The sequence below is a fragment of the Fibrobacter sp. UWB16 genome, from assembly GCF_900215325.1.
Lineage (GTDB): Bacteria > Fibrobacterota > Fibrobacteria > Fibrobacterales > Fibrobacteraceae > Fibrobacter.
In genome coordinates this window covers 493,362-513,875 of sequence record NZ_OCMS01000001.1, presented here as the reverse complement: position 1 = coordinate 513,875, position 20,514 = coordinate 493,362, and the positions used below count along the sequence as shown (strand labels likewise).

Annotated in this window: 19 protein-coding genes and 1 pseudogene; 8 read left to right on the top strand and 12 right to left on the bottom strand. The window is 48.5% G+C overall.

The window, feature by feature from the left end:
- Positions 1-105: 105 nt before the first annotated feature.
- Both CRN95_RS02165 and CRN95_RS02160 read left to right on the top strand, forming a co-directional pair.
- On the top strand, positions 106-861 hold the full coding sequence (locus CRN95_RS02165; protein WP_088630354.1) for a hypothetical protein: 756 nt from the start codon (positions 106-108) through the stop codon (positions 859-861).
- A 204-nt stretch (positions 862-1,065) separates the two neighbouring features.
- Positions 1,066-2,139, top strand: a complete 1,074-nt coding sequence (locus CRN95_RS02160; protein WP_088630353.1) for a hypothetical protein — start codon at positions 1,066-1,068, stop codon at positions 2,137-2,139.
- A 114-nt stretch (positions 2,140-2,253) separates the two neighbouring features.
- Here CRN95_RS02160 and CRN95_RS02155 read toward each other — a convergent pair whose 3' ends face one another.
- The 10 genes and pseudogenes from CRN95_RS02155 to CRN95_RS14965 all read right to left on the bottom strand — a co-directional run.
- Positions 2,254-3,357, bottom strand: coding sequence for an N-acetylmuramoyl-L-alanine amidase (locus tag CRN95_RS02155; protein WP_088630352.1), 1,104 nt, complete (start codon positions 3,355-3,357; stop codon positions 2,254-2,256).
- A gap of 59 nt (positions 3,358-3,416) precedes the next feature.
- Positions 3,417-3,887 (bottom strand): SsrA-binding protein SmpB, encoded by a 471-nt coding sequence (gene smpB, locus CRN95_RS02150; RefSeq protein ID WP_012820191.1) that lies wholly within the window; start codon positions 3,885-3,887, stop codon positions 3,417-3,419.
- Positions 3,868-4,218 (bottom strand): HU family DNA-binding protein, encoded by a 351-nt coding sequence (locus CRN95_RS02145; protein WP_088630351.1) that lies wholly within the window; start codon positions 4,216-4,218, stop codon positions 3,868-3,870. Before CRN95_RS02145 ends, smpB begins: the two co-directional genes overlap by 20 nt.
- A gap of 32 nt (positions 4,219-4,250) precedes the next feature.
- Positions 4,251-5,252 (bottom strand): GTPase ObgE, encoded by a 1,002-nt coding sequence (gene obgE / locus CRN95_RS02140; RefSeq protein WP_012820189.1) that lies wholly within the window; start codon positions 5,250-5,252, stop codon positions 4,251-4,253.
- Positions 5,253-5,445: 193 nt separating this feature from the next.
- A complete protein-coding gene (gene argC / locus CRN95_RS02135; protein ID WP_088630350.1) occupies positions 5,446-6,411 on the bottom strand; it encodes an N-acetyl-gamma-glutamyl-phosphate reductase in 966 nt (321 codons plus the stop codon).
- 126 nt (positions 6,412-6,537) lie between these two features.
- On the bottom strand, positions 6,538-7,035 hold the full coding sequence (locus CRN95_RS02130) for a YchJ family protein (protein WP_088630349.1): 498 nt from the start codon (positions 7,033-7,035) through the stop codon (positions 6,538-6,540).
- Positions 7,036-7,238: 203 nt separating this feature from the next.
- Positions 7,239-7,859 (bottom strand): methyltransferase, encoded by a 621-nt coding sequence (locus tag CRN95_RS02125; RefSeq protein WP_088630348.1) that lies wholly within the window; start codon positions 7,857-7,859, stop codon positions 7,239-7,241.
- Positions 7,853-8,926, bottom strand: a complete 1,074-nt coding sequence (gene rlmN / locus CRN95_RS02120) for a 23S rRNA (adenine(2503)-C(2))-methyltransferase RlmN (RefSeq protein ID WP_088630347.1) — start codon at positions 8,924-8,926, stop codon at positions 7,853-7,855. The genes CRN95_RS02125 and rlmN overlap by 7 nt, the downstream gene beginning before the upstream one ends.
- Positions 8,927-8,966: 40 nt before the next feature.
- Positions 8,967-9,122, bottom strand: a complete 156-nt coding sequence (locus CRN95_RS14970; RefSeq protein ID WP_235002889.1) for a hypothetical protein — start codon at positions 9,120-9,122, stop codon at positions 8,967-8,969.
- A 21-nt stretch (positions 9,123-9,143) separates the two neighbouring features.
- Positions 9,144-9,332 (bottom strand): annotated as a pseudogene (locus tag CRN95_RS14965) (helix-turn-helix domain-containing protein); the annotation flags it as partial.
- Positions 9,333-9,625: 293 nt separating this feature from the next.
- Between CRN95_RS14965 and CRN95_RS02110 the strand changes: the two are divergent.
- From CRN95_RS02110 to radA, 3 genes are all read left to right on the top strand, one after another.
- Positions 9,626-10,363 carry an SDR family oxidoreductase gene (locus CRN95_RS02110; protein ID WP_088630345.1) on the top strand — a complete coding sequence of 246 codons (738 nt, stop codon included), beginning with the start codon at positions 9,626-9,628 and terminating at the stop codon, positions 10,361-10,363.
- A 271-nt stretch (positions 10,364-10,634) separates the two neighbouring features.
- Complete coding sequence (locus CRN95_RS02105; RefSeq protein ID WP_097019972.1) at positions 10,635-14,600, top strand: EAL domain-containing protein; 3,966 nt, start codon at positions 10,635-10,637, stop codon at positions 14,598-14,600.
- A gap of 101 nt (positions 14,601-14,701) precedes the next feature.
- A complete protein-coding gene (radA, locus tag CRN95_RS02100) occupies positions 14,702-16,093 on the top strand; it encodes a DNA repair protein RadA (RefSeq protein WP_097019971.1) in 1,392 nt (463 codons plus the stop codon).
- A 72-nt stretch (positions 16,094-16,165) separates the two neighbouring features.
- Here radA and CRN95_RS02095 read toward each other — a convergent pair whose 3' ends face one another.
- Positions 16,166-17,485, bottom strand: a complete 1,320-nt coding sequence (locus tag CRN95_RS02095; RefSeq protein ID WP_088630342.1) for a pentapeptide repeat-containing protein — start codon at positions 17,483-17,485, stop codon at positions 16,166-16,168.
- A gap of 122 nt (positions 17,486-17,607) precedes the next feature.
- On the opposite strand from CRN95_RS02095, the gene CRN95_RS02090 reads away from it, so the two are divergent.
- Genes CRN95_RS02090 through CRN95_RS02080 form a run of 3 tightly spaced genes read left to right on the top strand, consistent with a single transcriptional unit; the run spans position 17,608 to position 19,957 of the window.
- Positions 17,608-18,804 carry an NAD(P)/FAD-dependent oxidoreductase gene (locus tag CRN95_RS02090; RefSeq protein ID WP_097019970.1) on the top strand — a complete coding sequence of 399 codons (1,197 nt, stop codon included), beginning with the start codon at positions 17,608-17,610 and terminating at the stop codon, positions 18,802-18,804.
- A gap of 1 nt (position 18,805) precedes the next feature.
- Complete coding sequence (locus CRN95_RS02085) at positions 18,806-19,258, top strand: SufE family protein (RefSeq protein WP_235002820.1); 453 nt, start codon at positions 18,806-18,808, stop codon at positions 19,256-19,258.
- Positions 19,259-19,267: 9 nt separating this feature from the next.
- The gene (locus CRN95_RS02080; RefSeq protein WP_097019969.1) at positions 19,268-19,957 is read left to right on the top strand and encodes a hypothetical protein; all 690 of its coding nucleotides are present in this window, start codon (positions 19,268-19,270) and stop codon (positions 19,955-19,957) included.
- Between the two features lie 136 nt (positions 19,958-20,093).
- On the opposite strand, the gene tsaE is transcribed toward CRN95_RS02080, so the two are convergent.
- Positions 20,094-20,507, bottom strand: coding sequence for a tRNA (adenosine(37)-N6)-threonylcarbamoyltransferase complex ATPase subunit type 1 TsaE (gene tsaE / locus CRN95_RS02075; protein ID WP_097019968.1), 414 nt, complete (start codon positions 20,505-20,507; stop codon positions 20,094-20,096).
- Positions 20,508-20,514 lie beyond the last annotated feature (7 nt).

Below are 20,514 nucleotides of genomic sequence, written 5' to 3'. Positions count from 1 at the left end.
GGAATCTCCATTTCAAAAAGAGAACTGTTGCTTATGCAACGGTTCTCTTTTTATTTGTAAGAAAATAATTATATTTTATTTAACATTTTAACGATAAAATTAACCATGATCAAAAAAATTCTCTTTTCTCTTGCCGTCCTTTCCATTTACGCTAGCGCTATGAATTGCCTGGAGGCTTATTTCAAAACCGAGCCGATAGATTATCATGTCCCGGGAGACTATGTTCTTGACAGCCTTTACAAGGTTCCTGCAGAGGGTATGGAATCGGAACCATGGTTCAAGAAGTATTATTATACACCAGGAAACACTCTTCCAGATAGCCTCTTTATGGCAGATTCGAAGGACACTGTTAAAACTGTATTCCATTTTACTCAAGAAGCGGATACCCTGAATGGCTTAATCACGGTTACGATAAAGAATGATGGCGAGCTTTACGGAATCGTCAAGTATATGAAGGTTGTTGATGATATGCATCCTTACTCGTTTCTTCGCTATGATTCGGAAGGAGAAGAAAAACTTGATGGATATGTTAATATTACAGAAGATTCTCTTTATGTGTACGAATATGGAGAAAAACGTAGTATTGTCATGGAGGCTAACAATCCTAATGTCTGTTACAAAGGCAACCCTGGTGATGAATATTATATGAAGATTACTTATGAGGCCAAGGGGGATACGATTCATCTTACTACGGATTCTCAGTATAGTTTGACGGATCTGTTTTTTATCCCGCTGTATCCTCAAGAATCAACGACTGGAATCCGAAGAATCAGACCGGTGGCGAACATCAAAAAGTACCAATACTTTGACTTGCTTGGTCGCCCAGCCGTAAACAAGCATTCCGTGCAAATCCGTAAGTAGCCTTACGTCATCCTGAGCGAAGGCGAAGGATCCAGTCAATTTTGGAGAGAACTGTTGCGAAAGTGACAGTTTTTTTTTGTATGCAATGATGCTCGTATTTGTTGTGTTTATTGACGGAATGTCAACGTTTTTATTTGAGCAGAATGTTTTTTGAAAACACTTTTTATGATAAATTATATATTAGAGAGTAAAAGGAGAAATTTTATGAATATTCGCAAGTTTTGGCGCCTGAGCTGTTTGACTGTCGCATCGCTTTTTTGGGCAAGCTGTGGCAGTGATTCGAATCCTCAATTTGCCGTAGTGCAATCTACAAATCCGGATTCGTCCGCGGATGCATTCGGGGATAGTTCTAGTAGTGAAACCGCTTTACCTGAAGAATCTTCAAGTTCCGTGACAGAAGAAAATACGAGTTCTTCTGATGTTGGCGCGACTAGTTCGTCTGATGCTGCGATGAGCTCTTCGAGCGTAGAAAGCTCTTCAAGTGCTGACGTGACGGAATCTTCAAGTTCTTCGGAACCTGTGAAGTATGTCATGGCACGTGACACCTCCGTGACTTGTGTAGAAGGGTCGTATAAACGAAGCAATTGCCCTGAAACTACGCATCGTCCTACTTGCGATGATTATAAGAAGTATTTAGGGAAAGATACATCGCTGTCTCAAAAAATTTTGACGGAATGGGAAGATAAACTTCAGTCGTGCGGATCTATTCAAGAAATGGCGCCAGTTTATGGTATCGTCAGCCCTGGTTGTTATCCCACTTCGTATTATGACGCTCCGATGATTGTGTGTTCTGATACACGTACTTATAGGAATGGGTACAAAATCGAAGGGAATCTTTTCTATACGAGCGATGAAGAATATGACATAGCCCATGGAATTTACCCTGAAGATTGGGTCAAGTCCTGCAAACAAGATGGGTTTGCTTTGTTCCCGGATATTTTGGCCGATGTGCAGAAAAAATTGTATGAGGTTGTTTCTGGAAGGCTTATGGAAGATGTTGCCAGACCTGAATCGGAACAAAAATATTTAAATGGTCTTTTGGATCATGAAAACAAAACATTAAAGGGTCTTTATGAACCTTATTTTTCTGCCGATAATGAGGCTGAAGTTTACCATTTAAAGGATTACACGAAACATTGGTTCAACGGTTTTATTGCAAAGACGAAGGCTTGCGCAGACGGAACGCCTGAAATTACAAAACGTTATCAGGACATGTATGATGCGATTCTCGCGGAATGCCTTGAAATTATTGAGAAAAAATCAAAGGCTGCGGAGTAGTTTATTTGTCGAAAGCCTTTCGTCATTTCGAAAGCTTCACGTCATTCCGCAAACATCTCGTCATTCCGAGTGTAACGAGGAATCCAGTCAAATCTTGCGGATTCCTTTTTTCGTCTAATTTCTTCCCAGCGTTTCGCGGTAGGTGTGGACGGCGTCCTTGTACTTGCTAACGGCTTGTGCAATGCGGTCGGCGAGGTCCTGCTGGCCAGTCTTGGTCATCATGTAGGCTTCGTCTTCTTCGTTGCTGATAAAGCCAAGTTCAATGAGCACGGCCGGCATCATCGCGCCTACGAGAACCATGAATCCCGCACCGCCGACGCCAGTGTTCATCTTCTTGATTTTTCCGCCATCAAAACTGTCTAGCAATTTCTCCGTGAAGAGGTAGCTAGTTTGTTTGTACTGTTCGAGGCGAGCTTCGAGCTTGAACCATTCCAGCGGTGAAAGTTCGTCCTTGGCGTTCTTTTCGCCATAGAGCGTAGCGACCGCGTTTTCACGACGGGCAATCGCTTTGTCTTCTTCGCTTTCCGGGGCGCGCAGCACGTAGAACTGGTAACCCTGGATAATCTTCTTGCGTTCTTCACTTGCGTCAATGGCGTTGCAGTGCAGGCTGATGAAGAGGTCGCCATCCCACTGGTTTGCCAAGTTTGCGCGTTGGCGCAGTTCAATGAAAACGTCCTTGCTGCGGGTGAGCTTCACGTTGAAGCCTTCGTCCGCGAGGTTCTTGCGCAAGAGCTTTGCGACGGCGAGAACGATATCTTTTTCTTGGGACTTCTTGCCCGAAGCGCCGGGGTCCTTGCCTCCGTGTCCGGGGTCAATCACGATGGTGCGGACTTCGCGCGTGCCTGCGATTTCTTGCTTCGGAGCCTTTGGCTTTACGACAACCGGCTGTGCAGGTTTCTGTTCGGCTGGCTTCACAGGCGCTGTGCTAGTTGCTTTGGCCTGCGCTGTTCCGTTTGATTTTGTTTGTGCCGTTTCGGTCTTTGTTACTGGGACTGCCGCAACCTTACTGGAAATCTTCTTGGCGTCGTTTTCTGCAATCCACAGGTGCCCGTTGTTGAGTTCCGGTGCTGCCGACAAATCGACCGTGCGACCGTTGCGCGTCATGTACGGAATGCCGACGGCGAACTTGAGTGTGTCCTTTGCTGAAACAATCGAGAATGTTTTTTGTACCGGATACCAGTGGAACGAACCCTTGATTTCGCGGGCGACAGACTCCACATCGACCCTTGCCGTAGCAGCGAGGGTTAGGCTACATGCGACTAGCAGTAAAGCTAAAATTAGCGATGAGCCTTGGCGGCGCGAGCCATTTCCATCTTGGCATCGCGGACTAGAATGTCCTGTCGCTTGTCGTGTTGATCCTTGCCTCGGCATATTCCTACTTCGAGTTTTGCAATACGGTTCTTAAAGTACATTTTCAGCGGGATGATCGTGCAACCCTTCAATTCCTTCGCCTTGCGCATCTTCTGGATTTCGTGCGTGTGGGCGAGGAGCTTTCTTCTGCGTGCAGGGAAATGGTTGAAACGGTTGGCGAAAAGGTATTCGTCGATATGCGCACCGACGAGCCAGAGTTCATCCTTGTTTTCGTCGATATCAATCCACGCTTCGCCCAAAGTGCACTTGCCGTTACGGATAGACTTGACTTCCGAACCGATAAGCATGATTCCCACTTCAAAAGTTTCATCTACAAAATAAAGATGGTTCGCCTTGCGGTTCTGGATAACGGGCGTACTAGATTCTTTCTTGATCATCTTTTGGGACAAAAGCCTCTTCTAAGTCGAAAGGAACGTTGTTGATTTTTTCGATCAAGTCCTTGCTGGGCTCAAACACCGGACGCACCTTGGCGGGGATGTTCACGAGTTCGCCAGTCTTGGGGTTCCGGGTGCGGCGTTCCTTGCGCTGTTTATTCTTGAAGCGACCGAATCCACGCAACTCGATATTGTTGCCCTCGATAACGCAATTGGAAATAGCGTCGATGAGTTCTTCCACGATGACTTTGGTTTTTACTTGCGTAAATCCAGTCTGGGAAGCGATTTCATCAACGATTTCCTTCTTAGTTATGTTGGACTGAGCCGCCTTCATATTAAAGAATTTACAATAATTTTAAGCAACCGTTACGCTTTTTTGCTCCAACCGATGCTTTTTTTGTGCATATGGGGCACTGCAGCGTCCAAAGCCTGCTGCAATTCAGCGCAACCTTCGCCAGTGACTGCCGATGTGATGACCACTTTCTGGCGGTGCTTCTTGAATTCCTTGATGGCGTTTTCGATGCCGAGGTCGCTCTTGTTAAGCGCTACGACAAAGTTCTTTTCGGCAAGCTTCGGGTGGAATGCCTTGAGCTCTTCTTTGAGAACCTTGAACTGCTCGTAGGCGTTTTCGGCAAAACCGTCAATCACAAAGAGCAACGTGTGCGTACGTTCAATGTGCTTGAGGAACTGGTGGCCAAGGCCCTTGCCTTCGCTTGCGCCTTCCAAGAGACCCGGAATATCGGCAACCACAAAGCTGTGACCGTTCACCTGGACGATGCCGAGCACCGGTTCAAGAGTCGTAAACGGATAGTCACCAACCTTCGGACGTCCGCTAGAAATCTTGTTCACGAGGCTAGACTTGCCTGCGTTCGGGAAACCCACGAGACCCACGTCTGCCATGAGCTTGAGTTCGAGGAACAGCTGGCGGACTTCGCCCTTTTCACCTGGAGTGCACTTGCGCGGTGCCTGCACCTTCGGGGTTGCGAAATGCTGGTTGCCCATGCCGCCCTTGCCGCCGCGAGCCGCAATCCACTTCTGGCCCGGTTCAGTCAAGTCCGTGAGGATATGGCCCTGTTCGTCCTTGACGATTGTGCCGCGCGGAACGCTAATGATCAAATCTTCGGCAGATGCACCGGAGCAGCGCTTGGCGCCACCGGGCTGACCGCTCTTTGCCTTGTAAATGTGCGTGTTGCCCATGTCGAGGAGCGTGGTGTACTGCTCGTTCACCTGCAAAATCACGTGACCGCCACGACCGCCATCACCGCCATCGGGACCGCCGAGGGGTACAAACTTTTCACGATGGAAACTGCAGATGCCGTCACCGCCTCTGCCGGAGCGAACTTCAATATTTTTTTCGTCTAAGAACATAGCCCAAATTTAGAAATTTTTGATGAAATTCATAGAGTACAAATTTCACCTCCAAAAACAAAAACGCCAAAACTCACGGAGCTTTGGCGTTTTCTGAAATTTGACTGGATCCTGCTCCTACGAACCTAATTCAACTAAGGCAACAAGTTGCCAAGTTTCATATATCGCGTTGCTCAGGATGACGGTTCGTGGATTAAACTAATCCGATCGTTTCGTCGAGGCCGAGCGCGATATTCATGTTCTGAATAGCGGCGCCGCTAGCACCCTTGCCGAGGTTGTCGATGATCGTCGTGACCTGCATGATGTTTTCGTTGCCGAAAACCTGGATGCGGGCGTTGTTCGTGTCGTTGCAGACCGTCGGGTCCAAGCGGCCGTTGAAGAGCACCGGAGCGGCTTCGTACGGTAGGACCTTCACGAACTTCGATCCTTCGTAATGCTTGGCGAGGATTTCGGTCAAGTCCTGCGGACCGACCTTCTTCGAAAGCATGTTCGGGAAGATGGCGACCGTCACGGCCATACCCTTGTAGTAGGGGCCAAGCACCGGGTTGAAGAACGGGACGTTTTCGAGTCCGCAGTACTTCTTCATTTCGGGGAGGTGCTTGTGGGCGAGCGCAAGCGCGTACGGGGCGGGAGCCATGATAGCCTTCGATTCACCAGCCTTGTGGCTGAGGGCCTCTTCGGCTTCGTATTCGGCGATGAGCTTCTTGCCGCCGCCGGAGTAACCGGTGATGCTGTAAGCGGCGAGGTTAGCGCTCTTCGGGAGGATTCCCGATGCAACGAGCGGATGGACGCCGAGGATAAATCCCGAGGCGTGGCAACCGGGGTTTGCAATGCGCTTGCTCTTGGAAATCGCTTCGCGTTGTTCGGCCGAAAGTTCCGGCATACCGTATGTCCAAGCCGGGTTCACGCGATGAGCCGTGGAGGCGTCGATGATGCGCGTGTTCGGATTCGTGCAGAGGGCGGCGCTTTCCATGGACGCTGCGTCCGGGAGGCAAAGGAACGTCACGTCAGATTCATTGATCATCTTCTGGCGTTCGTTCACGTCCTTGCGGAGTTCTGGATTGATCTTGAGAATTTCCAGGTCGTTACGTTTGGCAAGTCTCTCGAAAATTTGCAGGCCAGTGGTCCCTGCTTCGCCATCTACGAATATCTTGAACATTTGATTTAGTTACTAGTTAATAGTTGATAGTTACTAGGATTATTAAGTTATTAGTTTATAGATTACAGCTACTAGAAATTCTTGTTATGAAATTCTAGTAACTAGTAACTCAGAACTCTTAACTTCCTACTTATTCGCGCCGCAGCACTTCTTGTATTTCTTGCCAGAACCGCACGGGCACGGGTCGTTACGGCCGACAACCGGACCTTCGTGGCGGACAGTTTCCTGCTTCACGGCACGACCGTCATAGAAGTACCAGGCACCGCCCACCTTGTGGAATTCACCAAGTTCGTGGTGGTTGCGGGTGATGTTGCCCTGCTTGAAGCGAGCGACGAATTCGACCCAGCCGATGTTCTTTTCTTCTTCGGTCTTGGTCTGCTTGATTTCGATGCCGAGCCATTCGGACTGACGGCTCCAGGCTTCTACGCTCGGTTCGTCAAAGTCGTCACGCTGAGTGGCTTCGAGGGAGTCCTTGAGCCATGCAATTTCGTGCTTGGCATAAGCGGTGTAGCGGGAGCGCATAAGGGCTTCCGGGGACGGGGCGAGAGTGGTCTTCTTAATAATCGGTTCGCAGCAGTCGCAGTAGGCCTTGCCAGAACCGCACGGGCATAAATCGTTAGCCATAGTAAAATCCTTATAAAAAACTGGGCTAAAAATACAAAAAAATGGTGCGCCTGTGGAGTCTATCGCGCTTTTTTTACAAGTGCAAAGTCTAGAAAAAAGAGATGCCCGCTCGGAGGCGGGCATGACAGCTAAAGTTGCAACGAACTCAAATTCTAATGACTAATGACCATTGACCAATGACCAATGACCAATGACCAAAGGCATTACAGGCACTTCTTCAAGAGCCAGAATTCTTCCTTGCCTTCGCGGCCCGGAATGCTGTTCGTGGGCTTAATGCGTTCAACAATGTCGAACACGCCGTCCAGACGAGCCATGAGTTCGCCTTCGCTCATGCAGTGCGGAGGGCCCTGCATGGTCTTGCCGTTCATGAGCGGGTACATGAGGCAGATGAACACGCCGTCGTCCTTCATCATCTTGTAGCAGACTTCGAAGAATTCGTCGCGGCGGCCCGGATGGATTGCCGAGAACGTGCCGTAGTCATAAATGATATCGAACTGCTGGCCACCGCGCTTGGCATCCTTCGGAGAAAGGGTGAACAAGTCGAGGTCGAGGGAGCGCAAGTTCTTGTGCTTGCGGCTCAAGTGGTCCAGTTCATCAACGGCGGTCGGAGCAAAGTCGACTGCCAAAACTTCGTGTCCACGCAAAGCCCATGCCTCGGCATCATAGCCGAACCCGGCGCCTGGAATCAGCACAGAGCCGGTTGCGGGGCAGGAGGGGTGCTTGAAAAACTCAAGCAGGGCCGGAGTCGCCTTCTTGAAATTCCAGTAGTCCTTGCCTTCGGCATAGAGATTGTCCCAGAATTCCGGGAGGTTTTGCGTTAACATTCTTTACCTTCCTTTTTGTACGCTAATTGTCCACACGCAGCAAGGATGTCCCTACCGCGTGGATTGCGGATCGTTATTTGAATTTCAGCAGCTCGCACGGCGGCGAGGAAATCTTCCACCTCTTCGGGGGTGGGGGCGTGGAGCGTCGGGTCGTCGCCGTCGTTAAGCACGATGGCGTTCACCTTCACGCGGCGCGGGGCGCAGATGCGGATGAGCTCTTTTGCGGCCTTGGGCGTGCAGGTGATGTTCTGGATGAGCACGAACTCGAACGTCACATAGTTATCGGTGCGGCGGATGTATTCGTCAACCGCTTCCAAAAGTTTTTCGATAGGCCAAGTCTTGTTCACCGGCATCACGGACGAACGGTATTCGTTGTTCGTGCTGTTGAGGCTCACGGCGAGGCAGCAGGGCGTGTTGCGGTCCACGAGTTCCTTGATCTTCGGGACGACTCCCGAAGTGCTCACGGTCATGCGCTTTGCGCCCATGTTGAAAAGTTTCTGGTTGTGTAGCGTGCAGCAGACGCGGTGGACGTTCTCGAGGTTGTTGAGCGGTTCGCCCATGCCCATGAAGATAATGTTCGTCACCTGGGCGACTCCGCCTTCTTCGTTCATGAAGCCGTTGTCCTTCAAGTACCAGTTGACGTTGATGATTTCTTCGAGAATTTCGCCTGCTTCGAGGTTACGCGTGAAGCCCATTTTTGCGGTGCGGCAGAAAGCGCAGTTCATGGCGCAGCCGACCTGGGTCGAGACGCAAACGGAATAGCGACCGTTTGCCGGGATCATCACGGTTTCAATATGGTGACCGTCTTCGGTCTGGAAAAGCCACTTTACCGTCCCATCGACAGAAACAGAACGCTGGTCTTCCTTGAGGCCGCAAAGCGTGAACTGTTCTGCCATTTTTTCGCGGAGGGCAGGGGAGATGTTCACCATCTCGTCGTAAGAACGCACCTGCTGGCAGAATAGCCATTTTTGAATCTGGTCGGCGCGGTAGGGCTTTTCGTCAACGTCCCGAAGCCAAGCTTTGAGCTCGTCGGTTGTCAAAGTTTTTATATTGCGCTGCCATTCCATAGCCCTAAAAGATAGAAAATTTTAAGATTCTTGTTAAGGGCTAGGGCTTGTGTAATCCACCTGCTCGCTGTATGTATTCCAAACAGGGGTCTTCGCTTTCGGCTGCGTTTTGTATTAGCGGTGGTGTGGCACTGTCGATCAGTTTTGGGTGTTTTTGCCAAAAAAGGTGCTGATAAATGTTATCGAGTTCAGCCATGAGTGTACAAATATTTGTTTTTAGGGCTGACGAAAGTTGAAAAAGCGTATCGATAGAGGGCTGCTTCTTGCCGCATTCCATTTGTGATATGAATTGCCTGGATATCCCAGATTCGATCGATAGCGACTGTTGGGTGTGGTGCCTTTGTTGCCGAATCGAAATCAGAAGTAGCCTTATGGCTTCATGGAGTAGAATGGTCTCGTAATACATGTAGCCTAATTTTATGAAATTAGCGGAAACGTTCGTGCATCCTTTAGTTTGCAAAATGACGTAAAACTTTGATATCTTTTGATTTTGTTGATTAATTATGACATAAAATGTCGGTTAATTTGTTGGCTCAAAATTTTTGTTGTTTAAAATTAAATTGGTGTGTTTTAAAGGGGTGGGTAATAAGTCGTTACATTTGTATACAGAATCGTCTAGTGCCTTGGCGCCTGTTTTGAAAAAGATTGATTATTTTTCGTAGGGCAAAATTTACCGCGCTTTGCGCAAAGGGATACGGAATGATTGATGTAAAAGGAAAATGGTGCTTGGTAACGGGCGGGTGCCGTGGTGTCGGCCGCCTCATCGCTATCGAAATGGCTAAACTCGGTGCAAATCTCATTTTGCAGGGCCGCGACAAAAGCCATGCCGAAAAGGTTTTCGCCGAACTTGCTCCGTATGGCGTGCAGGTGAAGGCTGTGGGCTGCAATCTCGAAAACGAAGATGAAATTGACGCTGCCCTTGCCGAAATCGATTCTTTTGGCGTGCAGGTGGACCTCGTGTTCAACAATGCAGGCCTTATGAGCCACTATTTCGCCGATTACACAACGAACACGATGGATGATTTTCGTCAGGCGATGGCGGTAAACTTCTTTGCACCGATGAAGATTGCCTACCACTTTTTGCCGGGCATGATTAAGCGCGGTTTTGGTCGCATGCAGCTCACTACGAGCGGTATCGCCAATGAACCTGAACTTGCCGCTTACGCCTGCGCTAAGGCAGCCCTCACGAAGTTCGTGAAGGATTTCGCCTGCAAGCTCAATGGCACTGACGTGATGATGAACGTCATGGATCCGGGGTGGCTTCGCACGGATCTCGGTGGTCCGAATGCCCCAAATGCTCCTGAAAGCGTTGTTCCGGGTGCCCTTGTAAGCGTGCTCCTCGATGACAAGAAGAGTGGCCGCTGGTTCAGTGCCCAGGATTATGTGGGCATGAGCATTGTGGATGCTGTTGAAAACGGTCGTAAAGTTTTTGCTTAATTGCAAATTTAGCCCAACAGGCGAATTTTTAATCCCGCAGTCCTTGCGGGATTTTTGCTTTTTTGTGAAATTTCGGCCTTTTTAATGTGTGTCGCCAGTCACACTAATATTTTAATTTTAATACGAAAATACTTCACAAAACTTGCGAATTTCAAAAATTTATGCTATTTTAATAAATAAAGGTTATTTTTAACCTTTAGAGGGACATAGGGAGGGGAGTGGTTTTGGACTGTTATGGGATGTAAATCCTTCGCTGCGGAGGCGTGTGGTTATGTCTGATGCTGGTGAAAAAAAGATTCCTGAGGGGATTCGGAATGAATTGGAGCATTCCGAAGTTCCGCTTGCTGTCTACCGATTTGTAGATGGTCATATTCAGACTATTCTTGTTTCTGATGGACTTGTTCGTTGGCAGACCCCTGGTTGTACTCGCGAAGATTTGTTGAAGTTCCTCGATACGGACATGTACAGAGATGTCCATCGTGAAGACATTGTTTTTGTAGCGACTAAGGCTAAAGAATTTGCAAAAAACAAGAATGGGCACTACGAGGTTGTTTACCGCCAAAAACTGTATGGCAAGGACGAATACCGTACATTGCATGCCCAAGGTTACCATCGTATTTTGGATGATGGCTCTGAATGTGCAATTGTTGTTTACGACGATGTGACCTCTGCTTTTGATACGTGCAAGGATTTCCGTAATGAATTTGATAACAGCTTGATTGAGTTTTTGAACAATGACAGCGTAGAGCCTTTTGTCATTGTCGATGCCAAGACTCACGAAATCTACATGCTCAGTGCGTCTGTAGATAAGGTCTGGACGCCTGTAAAAGCTTTTGATTCCGGCATTACATTTGAAGAATATTTCTTTGACCCTAATGAAGTCCAGCTCATTACTCTTGACGAGGTCCTTGAAAAAGGTGAAGTCCTTGTTCCGAATTCCCGTACGGGCGGAGATTTGATTTTAAAGGCTTCCCTGATCAAGTGGCATGGTAAGGATGCGATTTTCCATAGGATAAGTGAAAGAACGGACCGTTATTTTGATACGTTGACGGGACTTCCGAATATGGAATATTGCCGCATGCGTGGCGAAAGCTATGTGACCGATATCCGGATTGCCGGAGGAACTCCTTCTGTCGTATTCTTTGACATTGTCGGGATGAAACTCTACAATAACGCCAATGGCTATGATAAGGGCAATGAGTTTTTGCTCAATTTTGCAGCGGCGCTAAAGAAAGTATTCCCGAATAACTTGATTTGTCGTTTAGCCAATGACCATTTTACGGTCGTTGCTGACATGAAAAACATCGAGAAAAAACTTTGTGAAATCCGCAAATATGTCAAGAGTGTCGTTTCCAAGATTTCGATGGATGTGAACATCGGGGTCTGTAAGATTGATGATTTTGAAACGATGGTCGATGCCTGCGAAAAGGCTAAGATTGCATGCAAGGTTCAGAAACAGTCTAGTGATAACTTTTTCCGCTATTACGATGAAGATTTGCGCAAGACGCTTGTGCTGCAGAATTACGTGGTAAACCACATTGACGAGGCTATAAATAATGGTTACATCAAGGTTTACTACCAGCCGGTGGTCCGTACGATTACGGAAACTTTCTGCGGTATGGAAGCGCTGGCCCGTTGGGTGGACCCGCAATATGGTTTCTTGAATCCGGCGGTCTTTATTGGCGCTCTCGAAGAATCTCGCCAGATCCATAAGCTTGATAGCCACGTCATTAACATTGTCTGTAAGGAAATGCGAGCGGAACTGGATGCTGGCAAACCGATTGTCCCTGTGTCCTTTAACCTTTCGCGTCTGGACTTTATCGGCTGCGATATCTTTGATGTCGTGGAACGAGCTCTTAAAAAATACAGCATTGACCGAGAATACATCCGAGTCGAAATTACAGAAAGCATCATGGCTTCGGATTCCTATGTCCAAAGCGAAATCCAGAGATTCCGTTTGGTCGGTTACGAAGTCTGGATGGACGACTTTGGCAGTGGATACTCTTCGCTCAATACGCTTAAGGATTACAAGTTCGATGAGCTAAAAATCGACATGGCGTTCCTTTCGAACTTTAACGATGCCTCTCGCACGATTATCAGTTCCACGGTTCGCATGGCGAAAAATCTTGGGCTAAAGACTCTTGCCGAAGGTGTCGAGACCAAGGAACAGATGGATTTCTTGAAGGGCATCGGTTGCGAAAAGGTCCAGGGGTACTATTACGGAAAACCTCAGCCGTTAAAGGATACCATGAAACACATGGAATCCATTGGTATGGCTGTCGAAGACCATAATGCACGTGTGGTTTATTCCAAATTGGGAAGCTTAGACTACCTTGTGGATTCTCCTAAGGGAATTCTCTCTTATAAGGATGGCTTGTTTAAGTTCTTGTTTGTGAACAAGCAGCTCGAAGAGCAGATATCGAGCCTTGGCTTTGCCCATATTGAAGATGTTGAAAAGGCCATCAATGATCTCGAGGATCCGGCGTACTATACGCTGCACGAAGCTGAAAAGGCGGCTTATACGGGTCCGCGTGAAATAACGTATGCCGCTCGTGGTTCGTATGTCTTCTTGAGTGGATACCTGATTGCCGATATTGAAGGTAACCACATTTATGACATGTCTCTGCGCAATACGCATGTGAGCGCCTTTGATATCTCTTCACCGAGTAGTAAGATTACGTCGCTCCCGACAGATGCAAAGACAATCTTGCTTGCCGATACGAATCCGCAGAACCGCGCTTTCCTTGAAAGTGTCTTGAGATCGAATTACAACTTGCTGATTGCCGAAGATGGCGAACAGGTGCTCAATTTCTTGCTGGAGTATGGTAACCGTATTTCGTTAGCGCTGGTGGATGCCGCTCTTCCGAAAATCGATGGCTTCAAGATTATTCAGAAATTCCATGGCGACAAGCATGAATTCCAGATGCCGTTTATCGTGATGACCGATAACGAAGAATTGGCAAAGGAAAGTGTCCGCTTGGGGGCTTATCAGTCAATCCTTACGCCGATTAAGAATAAGGATCAGGTCAAGTCGAAAATTGACGATGCCATCAAGAATACGGAACTGCTCCACCAGCTTGCGCTGAACTATATGGAATACGTCCCGGGTGGAGTTATCCTTTTGGAAGCTGTCAGTGGGGATATCCTGTATGTGAATGGCCGTGCGCTAGAAATCTTCGATTGCGATAACGTTGACGATTTCCGCAGCTTGGCGGGTAATAAGTTTGAGGGGGCTGTTCTTCCAGAAGATTATGCTGCCGTTGATGAAACTCTTGAAACTCTGTTCCGGAGTAGGGGTGCTCTGCCTTCACAAACGACATACAGAGTCAGGACCAAGAAGGGATTTGTCAAACGTATTTACCATGTGGGTCGTTATTTTAGGGATACCCCGTATGGACGCATTTTGTCGGTGTTTGTCTCTGAAGACGATATGGCTTTGAAAAATTACTTTGGTCGCAAGAATGCGTTCAAGATATTTATGGCGTCGGGCGAGGCTACTCATACCAAGTCGTACGAACCGGGTTATAAGGGATACTTGTTCTGGAACCTTACGAAAAATTCTCCGGTTATCAGAATGGAAGGCATTAGCTACATTCCTGAAGAAATGAATGGCAAGTACACTTACGATGCTCATTACAACTACCTGTCGAGTCTGATGTCAAAGGATAGTGTAAATGTCCAGAAAACGTCAAACTACACTCGTGAAAAATTGATTCTTGCTTATGCAAATAAGCGGGCCGTTCCTTCGCTGAATTTGAATTATAATTTGAAGAATGGATGGTTCTCCATCAAATCGACTTTTGACATGATGGCAGACCCGGATACGGGTGACGTGATTTTGAAACTCCAGAATGAAAACGATACGGATGTCGAAGCCTACAAGGAATTGACGGATGCTGTCGTTTTGAATCTGTATGACCAAATCATTTATCTCGATGGCAATACTAATAGACTATTGAGTCTATCTTGCCTTGAAGGTAAGCCTATGTATGTCCAAAGGTCTATATCGGATTCGATAGAGAATCTCTGTAAGTTGTTCCAGATGCCTGTTTGCTCTGTGGAAGCGTTTATGGAACGGGCTAATCGAAATAGTGCTTCTGGTGAAACTTATGGCAGAACTCTGACGCTTGAAGATGGACATGTGAAGTTCGTTCGCGCAAAACCGCTGTATAATGGTTCTGACAAGTACATCATTACCGTTTCGGATGTTACGCATGCCAAAAATGAATTGATATAAAGCTTTTCCTCCATGCAAAAAGTCAATTTCCCGTCCTATGGGTGGGAAATTTTCCGTATATTGTCACCTTTTGACATTCTACTTTTATTATATTAGTGCACATGGTGGCACTAAATAAGTCTAAGAAAGAAATTGAGTATCTCTGTACGGAATGTGGCAATACAACTCCCAAGTGGGCTGGCAAGTGCCCGTTTTGTGGGGCGTGGAGCTCGCTTAAGGAACATGTTGTTGAACGGATTGCTGAGGGGGCTGGGCGTACAGGGCGTGGTCTTGGCGGGCCTGTCCATAAGGTGGTGTTGCTCAAGGATGTCGCGACAGAAGATACTCGGCGCTTGAGTACTGCAAATTCAGAATTTGACCGTGTGCTCGGAGGCGGCTTTGCTCCGGGAAGCTTGGTGCTTATTGGTGGCGATCCGGGGATTGGCAAATCGACGCTTGTGCTCACGACGCTTGCGACGATGAATGCTGCGGGTGTAAAGGCTTTATACGTGAGTGGCGAAGAGAGCGCCTGTCAGGTGAAGCTCCGCAGTGAACGGTTGAACGTTTCGGGGAGTGACATGATGCTCCTTTGCGAGACGAATCTCGAAAAGATTTTGGAGCAGGCTAAAGAGGTCAAACCTCAGGTCCTTGTGATTGACTCTATCCAGACGGTTTACAAGAGTGAACTTGCTGGGACTCCCGGCTGCGCGACGCAGTTGCGTGAATGCACACTGGACTTGATGGTCTTTGCCAAAAACTCCGGCTGCATTACAATTCTGATCGGGCACGTGACGAAGGATGGGCAGATTGCCGGACCTAGAATTTTGGAACACATGGTGGATACAGTCGTTTACTTTGAAGGCGACCGGAATCACCAGTACAGGCTCTTGCGCACTATCAAGAACCGCTTTGGGGCGACCGATGAAATTGGCGTTTTTGAAATGACGAGCCATGGATTGAATCCGGTGCTGAACCCGAGCAAGGTCTTTTTGCAGGAGGGTGTTCCGCCGACACCGGGGAGTGCCGTCTGCTGTACGATGGAGGGCTCGCGGGCGCTCCTGTTCGAAACGCAGGCTTTGGTGAACCAGACGAATTTTGCGGTGCCGCAGCGTGTGGCGGCAGGGATTGACCCGAAGCGCCTTACGATCATCCTTGCGCTTTTGGAAAAGTTCGGTGGTATAACGATTGGAGCCTCGGACGTGTTTGCAAGCATTGCCGGTGGCATGAAGGTGAATGATGCGTCGTCGGACTTGGCTTTGGCGCTTGCTGTGGCAAGCAATCACTTGGGAATCCCGCTTTCGCGACAGACGATTGCGATTGGGGAGCTTGGACTGTCGGGCGAGGTGCGTGGCGTAAGTCTTTTAGACCAGAGGCTCAAGGAAGCAAGCCGCCTAGGGATGACGGAGGCTGTTGTGCCGGCGAGTTGCAAGCTTTCGGAGAATGTCGGGCGGATGAAGGTCGTACGTGTGCATTCTCTGTCTGAAGCGATAAGCTGGCTTATGGACAAGAAGTAAGGCCCCTTTGGTGCTGCAAAAGAAAAGGGACGCTCCAATGGAGCGTCCCTCATTTCCGTTATTCAGATAGGCTTACTTGCGCTTTTCGCCCGGTCTGGTGAAACCGAATGCGCGCGGGTCGAAACCGTTGGGGAACTTGGTTCTTTCGTTGTAGGTCACGCGCTTGGCAGTGAACTTTTCAATCTTTGCGCCGGTAAGGTCTGCACCGGAGAAGTCCACGTCTTCCATCTTGGTGTCTGCGTCAATCTTGACACCTTCCATCTTTGCGTTGGTGAAGGTGACCTTGATGAGCTTAGCACCAGAGAAGTTTGCACCGGAAAGCTGAGAATTGTTGAATGCAGAGCGTTCGATGGTGGAGTTTGCAAAGTTTGCCTTGGTGAGGTCGGCGTTATCGAAGATGTCCTTGAATACGTAGGCACCGTCGAAAACAGCCTTCATGAGTTCGGCGTAGTTGAACACGTTCTTGCTGACGTTGGCGTCAAAGAAAGAAGCCTTGTTGAGTTTGGTCTTGTCGAAGGAGCTCTTGGAAACGTCGCCCTTGTCGAAAATGACACCGTTCAAGTCCTGGTTGTTGAACTTCATGTTCTTGACCTTGGACTGAGCGAACTTGGCCTTCTGGAGCTGTGTTCTGGAAAGGTCCACGTCATTGAAGGTGGTCAAGGAAAGGTCTGCTTCCTGGAGGTTCACGTTGTTGAAAACTGCACCGTCGAAGTCAGCCTGGGAAAGACCTGCCTTGGCAAAGTTCACGTTGTTGAGCTTCACGCTGGAGAAGTTTGCAGCGATGAGGTTGCAAGCCGTGAAATCCGTCTTTTCCATGGTGGTCTTGCGGAGGTCGCTGTTAGCCATCAAGGAACGGGAGAAGTTCGTGTTGGTGAGGTTTGCCTTGCTGAAGTCAGCACGGGTAAGGTCCATGTCCATCACGGAAGCCTGAGTGAGGTCTGCCTTGCTGAAGTCGCATTCGTCAGAGACCTTCATTGCGTCGAGACGGGCGTTCTTGAGGTTGGCCTTCGGGAATTTGCTATCGAGAAGCGTTGCACGATAGAGGTTTGCGCCTTCGAGGTTTGCGCCTTCGAAGTTTGCAGAACGGATGTCTGCACCGCTAATCGTTGCGCCCTTGAGGTTTGCCTTTTCGAAGTTGGCGCCGCTAATCACAGCATTGCGGAAAGAGACTTCGGGAAGGTTTGCTTCTTCGAAGTTCGGAGATTCACCGGCAGAGCGCTGGAAGTCCGTAACGCCCTTGATGGCCCTTGCCTTCTGGAACTGGTAGTTGTCGATACGCTTGTCACGGAAGGAGGTGTTCAGGTCTTTACCTCTGAAATCCTGTGCAGACACGTTGAGCGCGAGTGCACCAAGGAGGCAGAGACCAAATTTATAGACGTTCTTCATATTCATAGTCAAATTCCCTTTATGAAAAAGTAAATCAAATAACGGATAGCCCTAAAATAACTAAAAAATTTGCAAAACTAACAACTAAAAATAAAAAGTGACCAAATAAATACTAATTTTACGTTGAAATGACTTGTTTTCGTTCAAATTCTTACAAAGTGGTGATCTGCGGGGCAGGTCCGGCCGGTCTTATGGCCGCTTACCAGCTTGGAAAATTGACGGGCGGTACAGGACAAATCCTGCTTTTGGACAAAAAGGAACCCTGGAAAGAGCCCATTTTTTGTGCAGAAGCGGTATCGACCCATCGTTTGAACGATTTGTGGCCTATTGATGAATCCTGGGTGCGTGGGAGCCTTTCTGGCATCTATTTTACGTCGCCCAAGGGCTATAAAGCTGAATTTTACAGCAAGGACTGCGGCCGTTTGCTCGACCGTTCGAAGTTCCACCATGCGATTGCCGATGCTTGTGTCGAGGCGGGCGTGGAATGCCGTTTTGATGCGCTTGTGAAAAGCATTGAAAAGGTCGAAAATGGCTGGAATTTGAATGTTCAGGTGGGTGAAGAGAAGTACTCGCTGTTGGCGGATGCTTTTGTTGATGCCAGTGGCCCCGGCTGCCGCCTGACGCGTGGCATTCCGTGCCTTGAAGGGATTGAATCGGGCGATACTGATTTGGAACCGGGCATTTTTGCTGTGGCCGAAGGCATTGAACATGAACGTGACCATATCGATTTGCTTTATGGAAGCGAATTTGAGGGCGGTTACGGTTGGATTTTCCCGCGTGATGGCAAGGAAGTGAATGTCGGTTTTGTGCTTTCGAAGGATGCAAAGCCGAATATGCCTTTGCGTGAAAAGCTCAAGCACTTTATTGCGACTCATTACCCGAATGCAAAGATAAAGGCGATTTACGGTGGCATGATTGCCTGTGGGCAGTCTAATAAGCCGCTTGCCAAGTGTGGCCTCTTTAAGGCAGGTGATGCTGCAAGTTGCGTGAATCCGTTGAGCCGTTCGGGGATTGTCGAGGCTTTGCTGAGCGGAAAAATCGTTGCAGAATCGGTTCATGAATGGCTGAATGCGACGGATGAAAACTCTCGTGCCCGTATCGAAGCATCGGTCCTTGAGCGTTGGATGGCTAAGCTTGGAAAGTCCCATTTGCAGATTGCAAGGGCAAAGCCTGGGCTTGCAAAAATCAAGGACGAACAGTTTGACAAGGCCGCCAAGCGCCTCTCGAAGCTCCCGCGCGAGAAGCAGACTCTGCTTAGAATTTTCTTTGCGGTGCTTTGGTCTTGCCCGTCGGTAATTTGGAAAATGCGTTCTTTTTTGCATTAGTATGATTATGTCAGAAAGTATTGTTGATCGTCAAGAAAAGATTAGAGCAAAATTTGCTTCGTTCACAGATCCGGATGACAAGTGGAAATTCCTCTTGGATTTGGCTCGTGAGCACAAGGGAATGGATGCATCCCTCAAGGCGGAAAAGTTCATTATTCAGGGCTGCGCCTCGACTATGTATCTTGTGCCGAAGTTTGATGGCGCAAAAATCCATTTTGAGATGGATGTGGAAGGCGGTACGACGAATCCGCTGATTAGCCGCGGCCTCGGTGCGCTTGCCTTACAGATATTCAACGACATGGCTCCTGCCGATATCCTTTCGGTGGATCCGACGTTTTTCCAGCAGATTGGACTTAATGTCGGGCTTTCGCCGACGCGCTCGAACGGTTTTGCAAGCCTTTTGAAACAGATTTATTTATATGCACGCGTCTTTGACGCAATTTCAAAAAAATAGGACGACTCTATGTTTAGTTTCTTGAATGGAAAAAGCCCGTTTGACGAGGCTGAAGAAAAACTGGAAGCCGGTGAAACAATCAATGGTAGACCGAAGCTTCCGCAGGCGCCGATTATGGGCTGGCAGGACGGTGTGTTCTTGCTGGTTCTTATCGGTTTAATCGTAGGTGGTTATTACTATTACCAGTACGCCAAGCAAAAGAGCGCTGATTCTTTTGCCAAGTGCGATGCTTTGTACGTTGCCGCTGAAACGGATGCTACAAAGTACGTGGATGCCGAAGCCTGCTATAATGAAACGTGGGACTTGGGCTTTGTGAGCGATTCCATGGAAATCCTCCGCCAGAACCGCTTGGGTGCTATCGAAGACTTGCGCAACCAGCAGAAGGACTTGTATGCCGACGCCATGGGCGCCATGGCTGCTCGCGATACCGTTGCTGCATACAACATTGTGAAGGAATACAAGGGCCCGATGCTTTTGAATCAGGGTGACCGCAAGGATTGGAACAACATTGCCGAAAACGAAGCTGTCAAGGCTAGTGTTGCTGCAGCCGCTGCTCGCGCTGATTCGATTGCTAGAGAAAAGGCAATTGCGGATTCCTTGGCTCAGGTTGCTGCTGAACTCCGCGCAAAGGCTGTTGCCGATTCTATTGAAAAAGCGAACAAGAAACTTGCTCGCAAGGGTAAGCGCAAGAAAGTCTAAAAAAGTTGACCCCGGCACAGAGACCGGGGTGACAATGTCGCGATGTCATGCCGGACTTGTTCCGGCATCGCCTTTTTATGAGCGAGATGGAGATTCCCGATTAAATCGGGAATGACAATTTCTACGAAAAAAGGTATTACTTCGCGATTTTCTCAACAGAAATTTCGCGTTCGGTCTCGGATACGATTTGGATTTTAACGACGTGGGTGATGCCTGCGTCGTTTTCTTCTAATCGCTCGGGCCATTCGATGAGGCTGATGCCGCTTTCGAGATAGTCCGGATCCATGCCAACTTCGTAAAGATCGGCGCCGCCTTCGAGACGGTACAGGTCGAAGTGGAAAATGGGCGGGTTGTTCGGGTATTCGTGGAGGATGGTGTATGTCGGAGAACAGACTGTGCCTTCGAAGCCGAGCCCTTTGCAGATGCCGCGGCTAATGACGGTCTTGCCTGCGCCGAGGTTCCCATAGAGGGCGACTTTGTCGCCGACCTTGAGTTCCTTCGCAAATCCAAGCGCCCAGTTGTATGTGTCTTGTTCAGAATGGAATAGCATAATAGTA